At 66.2% G+C, this 18,821-nt stretch carries 12 protein-coding genes; 3 read left to right on the top strand and 9 right to left on the bottom strand.

Features of this window, described 5'->3' with window-relative positions; all coding sequences use genetic code 11:
- The first annotated feature begins 44 nt into the window (after window positions 1–44).
- Window positions 45–4,160 carry an ATP-dependent RNA helicase HrpA gene (gene hrpA / locus FHY19_RS03640; protein ID WP_259161742.1) on the top strand — a complete coding sequence of 1,372 codons (4,116 nt, stop codon included), beginning with the start codon at window positions 45–47 and terminating at the stop codon, window positions 4,158–4,160.
- A 259-nt stretch (window positions 4,161–4,419) separates the two neighbouring features.
- Here hrpA and FHY19_RS03635 read toward each other — a convergent pair whose 3' ends face one another.
- The 9 genes from FHY19_RS03635 to pqqA form a co-directional block, all read right to left on the bottom strand.
- On the bottom strand, window positions 4,420–7,056 hold the full coding sequence (locus FHY19_RS03635) for a TonB-dependent receptor (protein WP_259161737.1): 2,637 nt from the start codon (window positions 7,054–7,056) through the stop codon (window positions 4,420–4,422).
- 100 nt (window positions 7,057–7,156) lie between these two features.
- Window positions 7,157–8,188, bottom strand: coding sequence for a glucokinase family protein (locus tag FHY19_RS03630; protein ID WP_259161735.1), 1,032 nt, complete (start codon window positions 8,186–8,188; stop codon window positions 7,157–7,159).
- Window positions 8,189–8,644: 456 nt separating this feature from the next.
- Complete coding sequence (locus FHY19_RS03625) at window positions 8,645–10,135, bottom strand: PhoPQ-activated protein PqaA family protein (RefSeq protein WP_259161734.1); 1,491 nt, start codon at window positions 10,133–10,135, stop codon at window positions 8,645–8,647.
- Between the two features lie 483 nt (window positions 10,136–10,618).
- Window positions 10,619–11,131 (bottom strand): hypothetical protein, encoded by a 513-nt coding sequence (locus tag FHY19_RS03620; protein ID WP_259161729.1) that lies wholly within the window; start codon window positions 11,129–11,131, stop codon window positions 10,619–10,621.
- 63 nt (window positions 11,132–11,194) lie between these two features.
- Window positions 11,195–12,322, bottom strand: coding sequence for a pyrroloquinoline quinone biosynthesis protein PqqE (gene pqqE, locus FHY19_RS03615; RefSeq protein ID WP_259161728.1), 1,128 nt, complete (start codon window positions 12,320–12,322; stop codon window positions 11,195–11,197).
- Window positions 12,319–12,597, bottom strand: a complete 279-nt coding sequence (gene pqqD, locus FHY19_RS03610; RefSeq protein ID WP_046962997.1) for a pyrroloquinoline quinone biosynthesis peptide chaperone PqqD — start codon at window positions 12,595–12,597, stop codon at window positions 12,319–12,321. The genes pqqE and pqqD overlap by 4 nt, the downstream gene beginning before the upstream one ends.
- On the bottom strand, window positions 12,594–13,346 hold the full coding sequence (gene pqqC, locus FHY19_RS03605; protein WP_259152209.1) for a pyrroloquinoline-quinone synthase PqqC: 753 nt from the start codon (window positions 13,344–13,346) through the stop codon (window positions 12,594–12,596). The genes pqqD and pqqC overlap by 4 nt, the downstream gene beginning before the upstream one ends.
- Entirely contained in the window at window positions 13,343–14,242 is a 900-nt protein-coding gene (gene pqqB, locus FHY19_RS03600) for a pyrroloquinoline quinone biosynthesis protein PqqB (RefSeq protein ID WP_259161720.1), read from the bottom strand. The genes pqqC and pqqB overlap by 4 nt, the downstream gene beginning before the upstream one ends.
- Before the next feature lie 81 nt (window positions 14,243–14,323).
- Entirely contained in the window at window positions 14,324–14,404 is an 81-nt protein-coding gene (gene pqqA, locus FHY19_RS03595) for a pyrroloquinoline quinone precursor peptide PqqA (RefSeq protein ID WP_002812057.1), read from the bottom strand.
- A 292-nt stretch (window positions 14,405–14,696) separates the two neighbouring features.
- Between pqqA and FHY19_RS03590 the strand changes: the two genes are divergently transcribed.
- On the top strand, window positions 14,697–16,880 hold the full coding sequence (locus FHY19_RS03590) for a bifunctional (p)ppGpp synthetase/guanosine-3',5'-bis(diphosphate) 3'-pyrophosphohydrolase (RefSeq protein ID WP_276580702.1): 2,184 nt from the start codon (window positions 14,697–14,699) through the stop codon (window positions 16,878–16,880).
- A gap of 327 nt (window positions 16,881–17,207) precedes the next feature.
- On the top strand, window positions 17,208–18,722 hold the full coding sequence (locus FHY19_RS03585) for a hypothetical protein (RefSeq protein ID WP_259161714.1): 1,515 nt from the start codon (window positions 17,208–17,210) through the stop codon (window positions 18,720–18,722).
- Window positions 18,723–18,821: the final 99 nt, after the last annotated feature.

Below are 18,821 nucleotides of genomic sequence, written 5' to 3'. Positions count from 1 at the left end.
GCTAAAGGATCAAACGTCATTCAATCTTTCACATTTCTCCATCAATGAGCGCTATCGACACCGACCTTGCCGCGCTGCTGCGTGAGCGCCGCCACGCCGTGGATGGCGCACTGAGCCGCGACCGGGGCCGCTTGCTTGGCCTATGGTCGCGCTGGCAGGGCAAGCCCGGCAACCCGCAACTGCGCGATGCGTTCGAGCAAGCGTTGACGGTGTCGCTGGCGCAGCGGCAGGCGCGTGCCGCGCAGCAGCCGGCGATCACGCTGGACACGCAGCTGCCGATCGCCCGCGAAGCCGAGCGCATCATCGGGCTGATCCGCGACCATCAGGTCGTCGTCATCGCCGGCGAAACCGGCTCCGGCAAGACCACCCAGCTGCCCAAGCTGTGTCTGGCGGCCGGGCGCGGTGCGGCCGGCATGATCGGCTGCACCCAGCCGCGCCGGATCGCCGCGCGCGCGGTGGCCGCGCGGGTGGCCGACGAGCTGAAGACGCCGTTGGGCACGCTGGTGGGCTTCCAGGTGCGCTTCACGGACCGGGTGAGCGAGCAGTCGCGCATCAAGTTCATGACCGACGGCATCCTGCTGGCCGAGATCGCCAGCGACCGCTGGTTGTCGGCCTACGACACCATCATCGTGGACGAGGCGCACGAGCGCAGCCTCAACATCGATTTCCTGCTCGGCTATCTCAAGCAGTTGCTGAAGAAGCGCTCGGATCTCAAGTTGATCGTGACCTCGGCGACCATCGATACCGAACGCTTCGCGCAGCATTTCGACAATGCGCCGGTGATCAATGTGGAGGGGCGGACCTTTCCGGTCGAAGTGCGCTATCGGCCGCTCGAAGGAGAAAGCGGCGGCGACGAAGCGCAGGACACCGGCCGCGATGGCGAGCGCAGCGTCAACGATGCGATCGTGGCGGCGATCGACGAGATCACCCGCATCGATCCGCGCGGCGACGTGCTGATGTTCCTGCCGGGCGAACGCGAGATCCGCGATGCGCATCATGCGCTGGAACGACGCAAATATCGCGAGACCGAAGTGGTGCCGCTATATGCGCGGCTGTCGGCGGCCGATCAGGACCGCGTGTTCAACCCCGGCCCGCGCCGGCGTCTGGTGCTGGCGACCAATGTGGCCGAAACCTCGTTGACGGTGCCGCGCATCCGCTATGTGGTGGACCCGGGCTTTGCGCGCGTCAAGCGTTACAGCCCGCGGCAGAAGCTGGACCGCCTGCATATCGAGCCGATCTCGCAGGCCAGTGCCAATCAGCGCATGGGCCGTTGCGGGCGGATCGCCGAAGGAATTTGTTACCGGCTGTATGCCGAGGCGGACTTTGCCGCGCGCCCGGCGTTTACCGACCCGGAAATCCGGCGCTCGTCGTTGTCGGGTGTGATCCTGCGCATGCTGCAACTGGGGCTGGGGCGGATCGAGGACTTCCCGTTCCTGGAAGCGCCGGACGAACGCGCAGTCGCCGACGGCTGGCAGCAGCTGCTGGAGCTGGGCGCGATCGATGCCGATCGGCGCCTCACCACCATCGGTCGCCAGATGGCGCGCCTGCCGGTGGACGTCAAGCTGGCGCGCATGCTGGTGGCCGCACAGCAGCATGGCTGCCTGCGCGAGATGATCATCATCGCCTCGTTCCTCGGCATCCAGGACCCGCGCGAACGCCCGCCCGAAGCGCGCGAGGCGGCCGACAATGCGCATGCGCTGTTTGCCGATGCGCGCTCGGAATTCGTCGGCATCCTGCGCCTGTGGGACGCCTACCGGCAGGTGCACGAAGACCTCACCCAGTCCAAGTTGCGCGATTGGTGCAACCGGCATTTTCTGGGCTTTTTGCGCATGCGCGAGTGGCGCGAACTGCATCGGCAATTGCGGCTGTTGTGCGAAGAGCTCGGCTGGAGCGAGGAGCCGGCCAACGTGATGCTGGCGCCGCTGCTGGCGGGCGCCAGCGCGCCTGCGCGCGAGGATGGTCACAATGCCAACCGGCCGACGCGCGGGCAGCTGCACCGTGCCGCGCGTCTTGCGCGCGAAGGCAAGCCCGATCCGGCTGCGCCACCAGTGCAATCCACCGCTGCGGTGTCCAACAGACAGGCCGAGGCCGCGGAAGTGTCGGCGCGAGCGAGCGAGCGCGAACGCGCTGCGGCATATCAATCGCTGCATCGCGCGCTGCTGGCCGGCTTGCCCACGCAGATCGGCCATCGCACCGAAAAAGGCGACTTTCTCGCCGCGCGGCAACGCCGGTTCGTGCCGTTCCCCGGCTCGGCATTGGCACGCAAGCCGCCGCCGTGGATTCTGGCCGCCACGCTGCTGGACACGCAGAAGGTCTGGGGCATGACCAACGCGGCAATCGAGCCGGACTGGGCCATCGCCGAGCTGGGGCATCTGCTGGCACGCAAGCATTTCGATCCGCACTGGTCGCGTGCGCAGGGGCAGGTGGTGGCATCGGAGCAGATCAGCCTGTTTGGGCTGGTGCTGGCGCCGAAGAAACCGGTGCATTTCGGCAAGATCGACCCGGCTGCCTCGCACGATCTGTTCGTGCGGCAAGGCCTGGTGACCGGCGAAATCAACACGCGCGCCGCATTCGTGGTCGATAACCTCAAGGTGCTGGAACAGGCGCGCGAGGAAGAGGCCAAGCTGCGTCGCGCCGGCATCGTCGCCGACGAAGACTGGCAGGCGCGCTGGTACCTGGACCGCATTCCGGCCGAGCTGCATTCGGCCAGCGGGCTGGATGCGTGGTGGAAGGGCCTGCCGCCGGACAAACGCCGCAGCCTGCACTGGACCCTGAACGATCTGCTGCCCGGCGAGGGCAGCGAGGCCGATCGCTTCCCGAAGTATTTCCCGCTGGGCGATGCGCGGCTGCCGCTGCAGTACCGTTTCGAGCCGGGTGCGATCGATGACGGCGTCACCCTGGACGTGCCGCTGCATCTGCTCAATGCGCTGGACCCAGCGCGCCTATCATGGCTGGCGCCTGGCTTTGTCGCCGACAAGGCATCGGCCCTGATCCGCAGCCTGCCCAAGGCGCAGCGGCGCAATTTCGTGCCGGCACCAGATTTCGGGCGTGCGTTCTACGAGGCCTACAGTCTGCCGTCGGCCGACGATATCCGCGGCGAGCTGGCGCGTTTTCTATCCAAGGCCACCGGCGTGCACGTATCGGCGCTGGATTTCGACGAACAATCGCTGGATACGCATCTGCTGATGAACCTGCGTCTGCGCGACGACGACGCCAAGGTGCTGGCCGAATCGCGCGACCTGGACGGCCTGCGTGCACGCTTTGGCGAACGCGCCGGACAGGCATTTGCCGCGCGTGCCGGGCGTGCCCTGGCTGCAGAAGGGTTGCGCGATTTTCCGAGCACCCCGATTCCCGAACAGGTTGCGGGCGAGGCCGGTGTGCCGGCGTACCCGGCCTTGGTGGATCAGGGCGAGGACGCTGCCTTGCGCATCTTTGCCGACCGCAACGACGCTGCGCAGGCGCATCCACGCGGTGTGCGTCGCCTGTTGGAAATCGCGTTGGCCGACAAGATCAAACACGCGCGCAAACAGTTGCCGGTCTCGCCCAAAACCGGCCTGTTGTATGCGGCGATCGAGTCGCAGGAGCGCCTGCGTGGCGATCTGGTCGATGCTGCGCTCAATGCTGTGCTCGCCGACGGGCTGGGCGCGATCCGCGACCCGGCTGCGTTTGCACACCGTCGCGAGGATGCGACCAAGCGCCTGTTCGGCGAAGCGATGGAGCGGCTGAAACTTGCCGAAAGCATCCTGGGGGCGGTTGCCGAGCTCAAGCCGCTGCTGGAAGCGCCATTGATGGGCTGGGCACGCGGAAATCTGGACGATATGGAGCAGCAGTTGCGTGCATTGGTGCATGCCGGCTTCCTGCGCGACACCCCGGCCGAAGCGCTGGCCAACTATCCGCGCTATCTCAAGGCGATGATCCTGCGGACCGAGCGTGCCAAACGCGATCCGGCGCGCGATCAGTCACGCATGCTCGAGCTCAAGCCGTTTGTGGATGCGCTGGACGATGCGGCCGCGCGTGGATTGCAGCAAGGTGCCGACTGGCAGGCGCTGCGCTGGGATCTGGAAGAGTTGCGGGTGTCGGTGTTCGCGCAGGAGCTCGGCGCCAGGTCCGGCGTGTCGGCAAAGAAATTGTCGCAGCGCGTGGCGGCGTTGCGCGGCTGAGTCGCGCTGCCCGATTGCGTGCGGGCTGCTCGCAGCCCGCTGCAGTGGGATCGGTTCGCATGTGCGTAGCGAGTGATGGGCCGGGTGCCCGACCGCCGCAGTCACCATGTCGGTTTCCCGCAGCGCCATGCGCGGCGTGCAGATCAAGCTGCGTAGAAGCGCGGTGCATACGCATCGCCAAGCAGCGCAGGCGTCTAGGTATCCGGCACTTGGCGGGTACGGCCACACGGTAATGGCCGCACCCACGACGGCGCCGACGTCAGAACTTCACGTGCAGGCTCGCCATATAGCGCCGCCCGCTCCTGTAGCGGCCAGCCAGATGGTCCTTGTCGCCGAGGTATTGCAGATACTCTTCGTCCAGCAGGTTCTGCCCATCGAGCTGCAGCGACCAGTTCGGGCTGAATGCATAGCCGATGCTGGCGCCGAGTTCGGCGTAGTCGTCCACGCTGGCCGGCGCCGCACCGGCCACATAGCCGCCGGCAAGATAGCTGTCGCGCCAGTTGTAGGTCAGCCGCGCATTGAGCGGGCCTTTCTCAAAGTACGGGCTGAACGCCACGCTGTTGCGCGACTGGTACGGCAGCGCATCGCCGGTGTTGTTTTCACCGTTGGCGTAGGTGTAGTTGGCGGTAAGGCCAAAGCCGCTGTCGCCAAAGGGCTGCTGGAATGCGATGTTGAAGCCCTTGACCTTGCCGTCGCCGGCGTTGCGCGGGCGTTGCACGCTGTAATCGCAGTAGCCGTCGGCGGTGCAGCCATTGCTGCCGAGCAATTGCGCCCAGCTCTGCGGTGCGGTGTCGCGTAGCGCGTTGTACTGACGCTCCACGCTGGCACTGGTGTCGATGTAGTTGTCGATCCTCTTGTAGAACACCGACCATGCCACCACGGACTGCTGCGCGAAGTAGTACTCGGCCGATAGATTGAAATTCCACGATTCGTACGGCGACAGCTCCGCGTTGCCGCCGCTGCCGGTCAGCGTGGTGTCGTTGAGGAACGTATTGTTGACCATCTGGTTGTAAGGCGCCCAGGCGATCACCTTGGCCGCGGCAACGCGGAACACCCAGTCCTGGCTGGTGTCATAGGACAAGGTCAGCGACGGCAGCAGGAAGTCCTCCTTGCGGGTGCGCGTCTGCCACAGGCTGTCGACATTGGCCAACGACGGTGTGCCGCTGTAGACGAAGCCGCTACCTTCGGTCTTGGAGTCCACATAGCGCACGCCCAGATTGCCGCGCAGGCCGCCGCCGGAGAAATTCAGTTGTGCGTAGGCGGCGTTGTTGGTCTGCTGCAGTGCCCAACTGTTGTTGAGATAGCTGGCCGGATCCGGTGCGTTGTAATCGACCGCGCTGTTGCGGATCCAGTTCAGCACATTGTTGCGCCCGGCCTGCACGTGCCGGCCGTGGTCGGGATAGAAATCCTGCAGGTCGGTCAGGCCGATCGTGCCGACGTCGGCCAATGTGCCAGGGGTTACCCCGCCGTAGACGTTGAGTTCGAAACGTTCCTCATGCTTGCCATGGCGCACGCCGAGCAGCAGTTGGTTGAACACGCCATCGAACTGCAGATCCAGGTCCAGTTGCCCGTATGTGTCCTTGCTTTGCGTGGAGAAGATCCCGTTGTTGCCGAACCAGCCGCCGGCCGAGCCCCAGTTGGCCGGGTTGCGCGCGGCTGCTGGGTCGTCGAACTGGATGCCGCGGCGCGTGTCCCAACGAAAACCGCCGTTGTAGAACGGCTCGATGAAGTATTGCGACAGATCCTTGTTTTCGGATTTGCTCTGGCCCACCTGTCCCTTCAATCCCCAGCCATCGCCGGCGAATGCGCCGCGCAGGTCCAGGCCTTTGGTGGTGACTTCCGATTCGCGCACGTTGTTGTCGTAGATCACCGTGCCGCCAAGCGGGTCGGCATTGGCGCTGGAGTGGCCGCTGGTCACCACGCCGTTGCGCACATCGCCGAGCTGGTCCACCGCGGCCACCGTGCCGGCATTCCAGGTCAGAAAGCTGTACATCGACTGGTTGTAGTTGTCGAAATTCTCGTTGATGTACAAGCCGCTGAGGTTGAATTCCAGCGCGTCGCTGGGCTTGAGTTGCAGGTTGACCACCGCGCTGTCGCGCTCGCGGTCCTGCTGGAACCAGGCAGCGTTGATCGAGTTGGGCACATCTGCATCGGCAGGCACCGTGCCTGCGGCGTTGGCAAACGTGCTGGCGGGCGCGTAGCCGAACACCTCCATGCCGCGGCGGTCCACGCGTTCTTCGTAATGCTGCGCGGACACGGCGATGCCCAAGGTTTCTGCCGGGTTTTTCCAGCTGTATAGCAGCGCCGCATTGGGCTTGCCCTTGCTGGCCTGGTCGCTATAGCTGTAGCCGATGGAGCCGGCGATCTCGTTGGCTTCCAGATCCAGTGGTTGGCGCGTGTGCATCAGCACCGTTCCACCCAGGCTGCCTTCGGTCAGCCGCGCTTCGGAGGATTTGAGGATCTCCGCGCGGCCCAGGATCTGCGGCGCCAGCAAGGTGTAATCGAATCCGCGGCTGGGTTGCTCGCCGTATAACCAGATCGCCTGCGCCACCGGGTGGCCATCCAGGAACGACAGATTCAAGCTGGGGTCGGTGCCGTCGATGCTGACCCGCTCGCCTTGGCCGAAGCGGCGATCCAGGGTGACGCCGGGAATCTGCGACAGCGCTTCGGCCACGTTGGTGCTGGGAAACTTGCCGATGTCTTCGGCGGTGATCGCTTCGGAAATGCCTGCGTTGTTGCGTTTGGTATCCAGGGATTTTTCCAGGCTGGCACGGATGCCGACCACCTGTACGGCATCCAGTTCGGTGGCTTGCTGGCCAGCGCTGTCCTGGGCTTGCGCGGTCACCGCCAACGACAACGCAATCGCACTGCACAGCAGTTTGGTGCTGTCTTTCATGATGTCTCTCCTCATCACGCACAGGGATGGATGGCGGGCCGTGGCTCGCCGGATGCGGGGGCTAGCAACCGCACGTCCGGGAAAACGCGCGGTGGAACGCTTACGACACGTCAGCGTGGTGGTGCAGATACCAATTGGCCGCACCGAGCACGCCCAGCTGCCCGTGCTCGACCAGCTTGACCGGGATGCGTTCGAGCACCCCGCGCATGTTGCCCTTGTCCAGAAAGCGCGCGCCGAATGCGCTGGACGCCAGAAAGTTTCCGATCGTCGGCAGGATGCCGCCGGCCAGATAGATGCCGCCAGCGGCGCCGTAGGCCAGCGCCATGTCGCCGACTGCGTGGCCGAGCAGGGCGCAGAACGCATGCAGCGTTTCGCGCGCCAGTGGGTCGTCTTCATGCAATGCCGCGTGCGTGATTGCCGCAGGCTGCTGGTGGCGTTGCGGCAAGCCGTGCAGCGCGCACACCGCGGCATACAGCCGCAATAGCCCGGGCCCGGACAACACGTGTTCCAGCGGCAGGTAGTGCCGGTCGCGCAGCAGAATGCGCAGCAGCTGATGTTCGCGCGCGTGTGTGCTGGCCAGTGCCACCTGGCCGGCTTCGGTCGCCAGTACGATGGGGCGGGGCTTGGCATCGATCCATACCGCAGCTCCCAATCCGGTGCCTGGGCCGACCACCAGAATCGGCCCGGCGCTACGCGCATGCCGTGGCGTAGGCCCGCTCAGTTGCAGCAGCGCGCGCGGCTCCATCTGCGGCGCTGCGTAGGCAACCGCTTCGAAGTCGTTGACCAGATGCACGTTGCGCAGCTTCAGCGTGGCGCGCAGGCGGGTGGGTGAGATGCTCCAGGGCAGGTTGTTGCTGATGAAGCTGCCGTCGTCCAGCGCAACGCCGGCGCTGGCGATGACGACCGTCTCGACACGGCCGGCCTGCGGCAGGAAGTCGGCCAGGATGGCTTCAAGGCTGACGTACTCGGCGCAGCGATAGGTGCGGTAATGCGCCAGCGCGATGGCGTCCTCTGTCTGCACTACATGGCCAAGACGCACATGCGTACCGCCGACATCGGCAGCGATGAAGCCGGCGGCGACAGGAACAACGGGCCTGGCAGAAACGTGAGCAGAACGCGAAGTCGCAGCCACATGCAGTCCTTTGGTCCGTCTGATCGACCGATGCCATCAGCGCGTAGCGGCCTGTTTAGGAGTTGGTGACAACGATGTCAATGGTTCAGTCGGGTTGGATCGATCTTGGTGGCGGGCTCAAGTGCCAAAACCGCGACTGGTGCCGCTTCTGTGCGGACTTCATTGCGCAACGCGGACAAGACGGTGCAGTCGTCGGGTCTGCAGCCTGCATATTGCGGATGTAGCGGCGTGCTCACCTGGTGCGACTACCCGCAGCGATCGTGAGGTGCACGCTCACCGGTGACCCGCCCTGATTCGGGAGTGCCGCAAGGCATCGCGGACAACCGTCCCATCAAGTCGTTGGCGTACCCGACGTCACGCAGCGTCACGGCAGGTCGCGGATCAAGCCTGCCTCCGGAAAATGGCTGAGGGCGGCCAGCGATCCGTTGCTCGCTCTGACCGCAACCGCAATCACCTTCAACGCGCAGCGGCGCGAGTGGCCATGCCGGGTAACGTGCTGCAGGCGGCGTTGTCGGTGGGCGGCGCGCTGGAAGGATATGGCTGCTTGCCGAGCACGTAGGTCTGGCTGGTGGCGACGAATCCATCCGCATAGGTGGCTTCGACGAAATAGGCGCTCCAACCGACCTCTGGAGTCTGCACCGGCACCGAGACGGTGTTGCCGCGTGCAAGCACGACCGGGGTGGCGCGATAGCGGATGCCGCAGGCGTAGCGGAAGTCGCGCGCCTGCGGATTGATGGCCGACCATAGCCGCACTTGCGTCGGTCGTTCCGACGAACGGAAACGTATCGTGGCGGCGTCGCCCGTGCGCAAGGTGTCGCTGACTTTTGGCAGCGCGCGCTGCTGCTGCAGCCGTGCAACGAAAGGTACGAGGCTGTCGACGACCGACGCGCGGATGCCGTTGTGCGCGCTGTTGGGCACAATGCGCAAGGCTTTGCTGCCAGGCAACGCGTCATAGAACAACTGCGTGTTGTCCGGCAGGAAAAAATCGTCGCCGCTGGCGTTGACGATGTACTTGGGCACCATCAGGCGCTTGCGCTGCGGCGTGCGCAGATAACTCAGCGGATCTTGCACTTGCACCAGTTGCGCAAACGCCGGGGTCTGCAGTTGCGCAGTAATTCCCTGTTTGGCATAGGCGTTGAATGCAATCGGCCAGTTGCCGCCGTATGCCCGGTACATATGGTCCAGCACGGCCGGCATGTTGAGGATATCGATCACGAACGGCGCCACTGCATCGACGCGTGGGTCGGCGATGGTGGCGTGCCAGCTGGCCCAGCCCCGTTTGGACGCACCGGCAAGAATGAAGCGATGGATCTGTAGCGGTGCCAGCTCGCGCTCGGCCAGGCTCATGGTGCGCGCGATCGCCGCCGTCATCGGCACATGCAGTGGCATGGTCTTGCGTTGCTGCGGCGATTGCAGAAACAGCGACCAGCTGTAGGCCACGCTATCGTCCTCGCGACGCGCGGTGGCATCGCCCTGATACTGCAACGCCTGATTGGGAATATCGCTCAGCGCGATGACCACGGTGCGGCTGCGTTGCGCTAGCGCCGCCAGCGCTTCGGGCGACAGCTCGCTGGCCGGCTGCGCCGCACTCCCTGCGGGCGGGTGACGCGTGCCGTTGGTGGAGATCAGTAACGCACGCGTCTGCAGTGCATCGGCGGGCACATACATCGCCACGTCATGCTGCCAGGTGGCCGGGGTGACCAGTCCTTCAGGCGACCATGTTTGCGAGGTCAGCAGGTACTCGCGCCGCTCGACCCCGGCGATCCGGCTGATGGCGCCTTTCGTGTAGACCAGCGGCTGCTGTTCCACTGCATCGCGATAGCAGACCAGGGCCTGATCGAACCCGACCTCCGGCGCCGTGGCGCAGCGCTCGGCAGCGGTGGACGCCAGCGCCGGCCCTGCGATCAAGGCCAGCAGTGCAATCCCGTAACGTGTCATCACGCGCATCGGCGTTCTCCGTGAGCGGCGCTGGGGGCGGCGCGATCAAGTGCCCGGTCTGCTGCGCCGGACGCATGCATCGAGCCGGTCGTCGGTGGCAAGTCTGGCACGTACGGCGCATGGATTCGTTGCAGTGCCTACGCCGTGTGCTGACCAAAACGACGTCGACGTTGTCGGCGAATGGAGTTCGTTTCGTTGACTCGCTGGCGTCTCGCAAAGGCGCGCTCGCCTGCGATGGGGTCTGTCGGCAAGCCCTCATCGCACCTTCCGCGCGCCTGGATGCGGGCGCCGGGTTTCTGTGCGTCGGTGCACGTTTCCGCCGTCCGCACTGTTTGTACGGGCTAAAACCTGCAGGGGCTAAATCGCGCAGCGAGCAGTCGTCGGGTGGGCAGTGACTGCGCGTTCAACATCGAAGCGTGCGACTGGCCCACGCCACAACCACTACCGGCGGCGCGCGCCTGACCGCGAGCGCCATCGTTTTGTTGGCGGCTGTTACTTGATCCGCCGCACCTTGGCAGGGGTGTTGTAGCCCTCGATCTGCAGATACCACACACCGACCAGGCCGGGCTTGATCTTGACCTTGGGAGCGTCCTTGCGCACGCCGGAGAGGCTGGCTGCGTCGGTCTGTTCCCACTCCTGACCATTGGCCAGGGTATAGATGCGGCCTTTGGAAAAGCCCTTGAACTCGCCGACGATGCTGCTTTCGATCGGCTCCTTGCTGCCGAAGTCGAAGAAGCCACGGTTCTTGACGATGATTTCCTGGCGGCCGGCCTCCTTGGCCTGTTCGACCACGACGGCGGCTTCCTTGGCCACCTTGCCTTGGAGCCAGTCGTTGAGTGCGGCCAGTTCGCCGGCATCGAGCTTGTCCAGGCCGGCGGCCTTGAACTGTTCGGCGCTCATCTGCGACTGCAGATCGCCGTGCACTGCGCGCTGCGCCAGGGCCGGGGTGGCGGTCAATGCAAAAGACAGGCAGACCAGCAGGGGAATGCGGCGCGCGAGCGACATGGAAGCCATCCGACAGGAAAGAGGTGGCTAGTGTAGACGCTGTTTCGTGCCGGCCGACGCCGCTCAGTCCAGGCTGTCTGCAGTGGACGCTGTCGCATGCGCGGGGCGGGCAGGGCGGCGATAGATGAATTCCGGCGGCGACGCGGCCGCCTCGGTGTCGGCAAGAGCGCGCACCTGGGCATGGTCGGGCGAACGTTCGCATACCGGATCCAGCGTGCCGGCATCGCCACTGAGCGCCAGCGCCTGGCAGCGGCAGCCGCCCCAGTCGATCTCGCGCTTGGGACAGCCCTGGCAGACCTCGGGCATCCAGGCGGTGCCGCGAAACCGCACGAACGCCTCGCCGTTGTTCCAGATATCGGCCAGCGAGCGGTCGCGCAGGTTGTCGAAACGCATGCCATCGATGGTTTCGGCCGCGTGGCAGGGCAGTACGTCGCCGCGCGGGGAAATATTGACGAAGCGCTGCCCCCAGCCACCCATGCAGGGTTTGGGTTGGCGCGCGTAATAGTCCGGGGTGACGAAGTCGATCGCCAGGCGGTCGCCGAGCTCGCGGCGCGCGGTTTCCACCGCGTCAATGGTGGCCATCAGCTGCTCGCGGCTGGGCATCAGCGCGGCGCGATTGCGCAGACCCCAGCCGTAGTACTGGGTGTGCGCCACTTCGATGCGCTCGGCTTGCCATTCCAGCGCCAGCGCAATCATGCCGGGCACGCGCTCGGCGTTATGCCGGTGCAGTACCGCGTTGAGCGTCAGCGGCAGCCCGCGCGCGCGCACGGCCGCGGCGAACTCGCGTTTCTTCGCCAGGCTATTGCGATAACCGGCGATGCGGTCGGCACCGGCCGGGTCGACGTCCTGCACGCTCAGCTGCACATGCTCCAGCCCGGCCGCCTGCAGCTGGTCCAGCATCGGCTCGCCACCGGCCACGCCGGAGGTTATCAGGTTGCTGTACAGCCCGAGCGCGCGTGCATGCGCCACCAGTTCGGGCAGATCCTTGCGCAACATCGGCTCGCCGCCGGAAAAGTGCGCCTGCAGCACGCCCATGTCGGCCGCCTGCTGCAGCAGCGAGCGCCAACCGGCGGTGTCCATTTCCTCACGCAGCGCGGCCAACGCAATCGGGTTGGAGCAATACGGGCACGCCAGCGGGCAGCGATGGGTCAGCTCGAGCAATACCGATAGCGGTGGCGGTGCGGTCGTCATAGCCGCAGCAGACGCTTCTGATGCAGGGTGGTGGTGAGTTCGATCACATCCACTTCGATCTCGGTGGCGTCGGCATCGAATTCTGCGGCGAGTTCCTGCGCGATCTGTGCCAGCGAACGTGCGCCATCGAAGCGCTGCGCCACCACCAGCGCGATCTCGTCGAGCTCGACCACACGCTCGGGTGCAAGCAGCACCCACTGGTCGCGTGCACGGTCATGCTGCAGGCGCACGCCCGCGCGCAGGGCCGGCTGACTCTCGCGGGTAATGCCGCTCACGCAGCGGCCCGGCGGGCGTCGCGATCGGGCACAAATGCGTCCGGCCACACGATGCCCGGCGCGACATAGGCCACGTGCAAGGCATCCAGCTGCGCCCACAACACCGAGCATTTGAAATGCAGGGCGGCTTTCACCAGCTGCTGCTTTTCGACCGTATCGGCATGCTGCTTGACGTAGTCGAGCGCGAAATCCGAATCGCGTGGCGCCTCGGTCAGCCGGTGCTCGAAGTACGCCAGCGCTTCGGGCGAGACGAAGTCGTAATGCTTGAGCATGCCGGCCACGCGCTGACCGATGATGTTGGGAGCGAACAATTCGGTGAGCGAGGAGGCGATCGCCTCGAGCAGGCTTTTTTCGCGGACAAAGTGCAGATACGCCTGCACCGCAAAGCGCGTGCCGGGCAGCAAGGCGCGTCCGGATTCGACCAGGCCGCGATCCAGGCCCAGCGCGTCGGTCAGATGCAGCCAGCGCGCGATGCCGCCATCGGTGGCGCTATTGCCATCGTGGTCGAGGATGCGCTGGCGCCAGATCCGCCGCAGCGCCGGGTCTTCCATGCGCGCCAGGATCGCGGCGTCCTTCAATGGAATGCAGCGCTGGTATTCGAAGCGATTCAGCGCCCAGGCCTGCACCTGGCCGCGATCGAGCTTGCCGTCGTGCAGCAGGGCGTGAAACGGGTGCTGGTCGTGATACAGACGAGCGCCGATCGCACGCAGATCCGCTTCCAGTTGGTCGGGGGTGAGCAGGGCGGTCACAGCGTGATCTCCAGGCCGTCGTGGGCAACATCCCAGCCGCTGGCACGCGCACTGGCGTATTGCGGCGAGTGGATGTCGAGCACGGGATTGGTGGTGTTGATATGGATGAAAATCTTGCGTGCCACATTCAACGACGCGAACGCGGCGATGCTGCCATCGGGGCCGTCGATGCTCATGTGGCCCATGCGCTGGCCGGTTTTCTGGCTCACGCCCAGTTGCACCATCTCATCGTCGCGCCACAGCGTGCCGTCGAAAAACACCAGCTCGGCGCCGTGCAGGCGCGCGCGTAGTGCGTCGGTCATCACGGCGCAGCCGGGGATGTAATGCACGCGGTGCTGGCCATCGTCGATGGTCAGCCCGAGGGTTTCTTCATTGGAGCCGGCCAGGTCGCCGCCGCTGCGCGACTCCATGAACAGCGGTACCTTGCCCGGCACCGAGAAGGGCGTGAGTTGCAGGCCCGGCAGCGATACCGGTGTGTCCAGCGCAAACGGCTGGCGCGTCACGTGGTGCGGGTTGACCGCATCGAAAATGGGGTTTTGCGACAGCAGGTCCAGCACCCGGCTGCTGGCATGCAGCGAGAACGGCTGGCTTTCGCGCATCGACAACAGCCCGGCGATATGGTCGATCTCGCCACTGGTCAACAGCACCGCCTCGATCGGGGAGTGACGCAGACCGTGCTGCGGCCACAACGCGGGTGTGGCGAGAATCTGCTGGCGGAAATCGGGTGAAGCATTGATCAGCACCCAGCGCTTGTCATCGGCACTGACCGCGATGCTGGCTTGGGTACGACGTTGGGCACCGTCTGCTTGTTGCCATGCCCGCTGACTCGCGGGGGTGTGGCAATTCCACTGCGGGTGCCCACCGCCGGCCGCCGATCCCAGAACGATGATGCGCATGGAAACTGTTACCTAATCTGCCGGCAGGTGCCGGTCATGCATCAAGAGGAAAGGCGGCTGGTGCGATCGAGACGTGCCGGATCAAAACTCGCCAGAGACGTAGCAGTTGATTTCGGCGCCACAGTTGACTTCACGAACGACAGGCTTCTTCCAGGTCTTCATCGGCTACCTCGCAGTGGATGGAAAAACGCCGTCGCAGCGTAATGCAGCGATGACGTGGACCGAGCATAGGCAGCCGGTTTACTCCAATTGTAAAGAGCTTGTAAAAAGCCGCGATCGCGTCGCAATTGGCCTGGCGCGCTGACGCCAATCCATCGCAGAGCGGTTGCGAATCAAGGCCTTGGCGGGTGAACCGGGCATAAGCGCAGGCAGGCTGCCGGCAGCCGTTTGCGCGGAAATTGCGCGTTGTGGAGAAGGTGACGCGCACGTTACCGTAGCGATCAGACCCCAGTGATTGCCGGCCGCCGTGTCCACCGTTGTGACCAGTTCCTCATTCGAACGCCTGCATGCCTTGCTGCAGCGCCAGGCCCTTGCGTCGATTGCGCCGGCATTACGCGATGCATTGGCGCAGGCCTGGCAGGATGCGCCGCCCGCGCAGGCCGACGGCGTGCCGTGGGCATTGCTGGCCGACACGCTGGACGTGCTGGCATCGCTGGCAGCCGACGAGGCGACGTTGATTGCGGCACTGCTGTTCGACCTGCCTGCGTTACGCGGGGCGGTGGCTGGCCTGCCCTGGCAACCGGTGGAGCGGCGGGTGGCGGTAGAAGGGCTGCTGGACGGTCTGGATGCGGCCGACCAGGTCTGGGCGTTGCACGCCGGGCGCGAGGCCGGGCGCAACAGCGAGGGCTTGCGGCGGCTGCTGCTGTCCATCATCCACGATCTGCGCGTGGTGCCGATCCTGCTGGCGCGGCAGTTGGCGCGCATGCGTGTGGCCGACCGTCTCAGTGAAGAACAGCGCCGCGCGCTGGCCCAGCTCACCCGCGACATTCATGCGCCGCTGGCCAACCGGCTGGGCATCTGGCAAGTGAAGTGGGAGCTGGAAGACCTGGCCTTCCGGCACCTGGAACCGGACACCTACCGCCGCATCGCGCGCGAAGTGGACGAAACCCGGGTGGCGCGCGAGCGCTATCTGGAAGCGGTCAAGCGCACCTTGTCGGCGGCGCTCGCCCAGCAGGGCCTGCGCGCAGAGGTGAGCGGGCGACCAAAGCACATCTACAGCATCTGGCGGAAGATGCAGAAGAAGCGACTGTCTTTCGATCAGTTGTACGACATCCGCGCGGTGCGCGTGATGGTCGAGGACGTCGCGGCCTGCTACGCCGCCCTGGGGGCGGTGCATTCGTTGTGGGCACCGGTGCCCAGCGAGTTCGACGATTACATCGCCCGGCCCAAGGCCAACGACTACCGCTCGCTGCATACCGCCGTGGTCGGCCCGGAAGGGCGCACCATCGAAATCCAGATCCGCACCCACGAGATGCATGCGCAGGCCGAGCTCGGCGTGGCCGCGCACTGGAAATACAAGGAGGGCGGCAAGGGCGGCGAAAAAGCCTTCGACCGCAAGATCCTGTGGATGCGCCAGTTGCTGGAGCAGGTGCAGGAAGGCGAGCACGGCGAGCTGGCCGGCGCGCTGGATGCCGAGCTGATCGAAGACCGCGTGTATGCGCTGACCCCCAAGGGCGAGGTCATCGATTTGCCGCAGGGCGCCACGCCGCTGGATTTCGCCTATCACGTGCACACCATGGTCGGGCATCGCTGCCGCGGCGCCCGGGTCAACGATCGCATCGTGCCGCTGACCTACCGGCTGCGCAGCGGCGACCGGGTGGAGATCATGACCGCCAAGGAAGCCGACCCGCGTCGCGACTGGCTGCTGGCATCCAACGGCTTTCTGGCCAGCGGGCGCTCGCGCGACAAGGTGCGCGCGTGGTTCCACAAGCTCGACCGTGCGCGCAATGTGCAGGCGGGCAAGGACCTGCTCGATCGCGAACTCAAGCGTCTGGGCCTGCAACACGCCGATCTGAGCGTGGCGACGCGCAAGTTCCATGCGGAAAACCTTGACGATCTGTATATCCAGGTGGCGCTGGGCGATACCGGGCCGAACCAGGTCAGCCGTGCGCTGCTGGAAGCCGAGCGCGCCGCCTCGCAACCTGCAGTGCCGCCGCCGCCGCGACCCACCGCGCGCCGCGAGGGCTTGGGCAAATCCAAATTCACCGTAGAGGGCGTGGGCAATTTGCTGGTGCAACTGGCGCGGTGTTGCCAGCCGGTGGCCGGCGAGCCGATTGCCGGTTACCTCACCCGCGGCCGCGGCATCACCGTGCACCGCACCGACTGCGCGGCGTTGGCACGGCTGGCTGCCGCCCACCCGCAGCGCGTATTGCCGGTGGAGTGGGGCAAGGCCGGCAGCGGTTACGAGGTGGATGTGCAGGTGCGTGCGGTGGACCGCCGCTGGCTGCTCAAGGACATCACCAACCTGATCGCGCAGGAAGATGCGCACGTGCTGGAAATCAACAGCGACAACGTGCGCGACACCGGCAGGGCGCAGCTGCGCCTTCGGCTCAAGGTCAGCGACTACGACCAGCTGTCCGCCTTGCTCGGCAAGCTGGATGCCTTGCCTGGCGTGAATGAGGTGCGGCGACTGGGCTGAGCGCGGGTAGGCGGCGTCGCCGCTGGTCGGGGCGCATCATCGACTGCCTCTGCGCGCGTTGCGCTTTCGAACGTGGCGTGCGTGGCCGCCGTGGGGCGGAAACGCGTGCCTGTCAGGCTCCCCGGGCCGCCTGCAGATGCCTGGAGGATGCATCGATGCACCGGGCCAGTCCGGGCAGCGCGCCGGCTCCCGTCGCGTTTGCCTTGACCAATCCCAACTCCCGAATCCGCCCCTCCTGCCCACCCACACCGTCTTCGCGGCACAGCCAGCTACCATAGGCACGTGAACGCGTCCCCGTCAGGTCGCGCCAAGGATGGACGCCACCGCATGTTTTCCCTGCCGCGCTGGGTCAGGTCGCCGCGCCTTTGGGCGCCGTTGCGCAGCCTTGCGCTATGGCGCGTGGTGCTGGTACTTGCCGCCTGCCTGCTGTTGAGCGTCATCGCGGCACGCAAGCCGTTGGGCGATTTGCTGTGGCCGGACACCCGCATCCAGCAATTGCTGCAACGTGGCGATGCGGCGCTGTCGCGCGGCAAGCTCAGTGCCGCCGACGGCAGCGGTGCCCAGGAACTGTTCACCGCTGCGCTTGCGTTGGATAACGATCGCAGCGAGGCGCGCATCGGGTTGGCGCGGACCGGCATGGCTGCCGTGGTGCAGGCGCGTGCCGCGATTGCGGCCGGCGATGCGGTCGCCGCGCAGCGCACGCTGGCACTGGCAACCGCACTGGAGGTGCCGCAGGCGCAGATCGCGCCGGTTGCGCTGCGGCTGCGTCAGTTGCAGGCACGCCGCGCCGGACTGGATGCCCTGCTGGCGCAGGCCGCTGCGGCCCAGCAGCAAGGTCGCCTGGATGGCACGCCCGACAGCGCGCTGCCGCTGTATCAGCGCATCCTGACCCTGGCGCCCGACCGCACCGACGCGCTGGAAGGGCGCGAAGATGCCCTGACCGATCTGTTGGCGCAGGCGCGTCATGCGCTGGCGCGCGACGCCCTCGGCGAGGCGGCGGCCTTGCTGGCCGCCGCCAAGCGCTACGACGCCGGGCACGCCGACGTGCCGTCGACCGAGGGGCACTATCACCGTGTGCTGGATCAGCGCCGGCAGCGCGCCGAGGCATTGTTGCGCCGTGGTCGCCTGGCACCTGCGGCACGCGATTTCAACGCGGTGCTGGCGGCCGAGCCGGAGGATGTCGGTGCGCATCGCGGGCTGGAACGGGTGGCCAGCGAATACGCCGCGCAGGCAGGCCGGCAGGCCGCGGATTTTCAGTTCGACGCGGCGATGCAGTCGCTGCAACAGGCGCAGTCGCTGGTGCCGGGTGCCGCATCCATCGCCCAGGCCGAGCAGGCCATCGCGCGCGCCCGCGACGCCCAGCGCGGCCCGGAAACGGGTCTGTCACGCGGCGTTCGCGAGCGCCGTTTGCGGGGGCTGCTGCAACGTGTTGCCGATGCCGAAGCGCGCCAGCAATGGATGACGCCACCCGGTGTCAGCGCCTACGACGCGGTGCGCGCGGCGCAGGCGCTGGCACCGCGCGACCCACGCGTACTGCAGGCCGCCGCGCGGGTGGCGCCGGCCAGTCAGCGCTGTTTCGAAGACGAACTACGCAACAACCGGCTGCGCGCCGCACGCGGCTGCCTGGATGCCTGGCAGGCATTGACCCCGAATGGCGATGCGCTGGCCGGCGCGCGTCGACGTCTTGCGCAGCGCTGGGTTGCGGTCGGCAGCGAGCGCCTGGGCCAGGAGGATGCGGCGTTCGCGCGTCGTGCGCAGGAACAAGCGCATCAACTGGATCCCGGCTTGCCGGAGTTGGCCGAATTCACGCGCCGGGTCAGGGCGGTGGCGGAGCAGCGCTGAGGCGTGGGCTGTCGTCGTTGGCGTTCGGCCGGTGGACGCCGGCGGTGGGTGGCGACCAGGCCGCAAGACATCCCGGCTGTCGATCCCTTTTCCCGTAGG

This window comes from Xanthomonas sp. 4461, assembly GCF_024806475.1.
Lineage (GTDB): Bacteria > Pseudomonadota > Gammaproteobacteria > Xanthomonadales > Xanthomonadaceae > Xanthomonas > Xanthomonas arboricola_F.
Note: the sequence above shows the minus strand (reverse complement) of the source record. Positions and strands in the feature narration are given on the sequence as shown.

Bases quoted from the DNA above. Each gene is read 5' to 3' on its own strand.
- hrpA (WP_259161742.1), top strand. From the start codon at position 45: ATGAGCGCTATCGACACCGACCTTGCCGCGCTGCTGCGTGAGCGCCGC.
- FHY19_RS03635 (WP_259161737.1), bottom strand. From the start codon at position 7,056: ATGAAAGACAGCACCAAACTGCTGTGCAGTGCGATTGCGTTGTCGTTG.
- FHY19_RS03625 (WP_259161734.1), bottom strand. From the start codon at position 10,135: ATGCGCGTGATGACACGTTACGGGATTGCACTGCTGGCCTTGATCGCA.
- FHY19_RS03620 (WP_259161729.1), bottom strand. From the start codon at position 11,131: ATGTCGCTCGCGCGCCGCATTCCCCTGCTGGTCTGCCTGTCTTTTGCA.
- pqqE (WP_259161728.1), bottom strand. From the start codon at position 12,322: ATGACGACCGCACCGCCACCGCTATCGGTATTGCTCGAGCTGACCCAT.
- pqqB (WP_259161720.1), bottom strand. From the start codon at position 14,242: ATGCGCATCATCGTTCTGGGATCGGCGGCCGGCGGTGGGCACCCGCAG.
- pqqA (WP_002812057.1), bottom strand. From the start codon at position 14,404: ATGAAGACCTGGAAGAAGCCTGTCGTTCGTGAAGTCAACTGTGGCGCC.
- FHY19_RS03585 (WP_259161714.1), top strand. From the start codon at position 17,208: ATGTTTTCCCTGCCGCGCTGGGTCAGGTCGCCGCGCCTTTGGGCGCCG.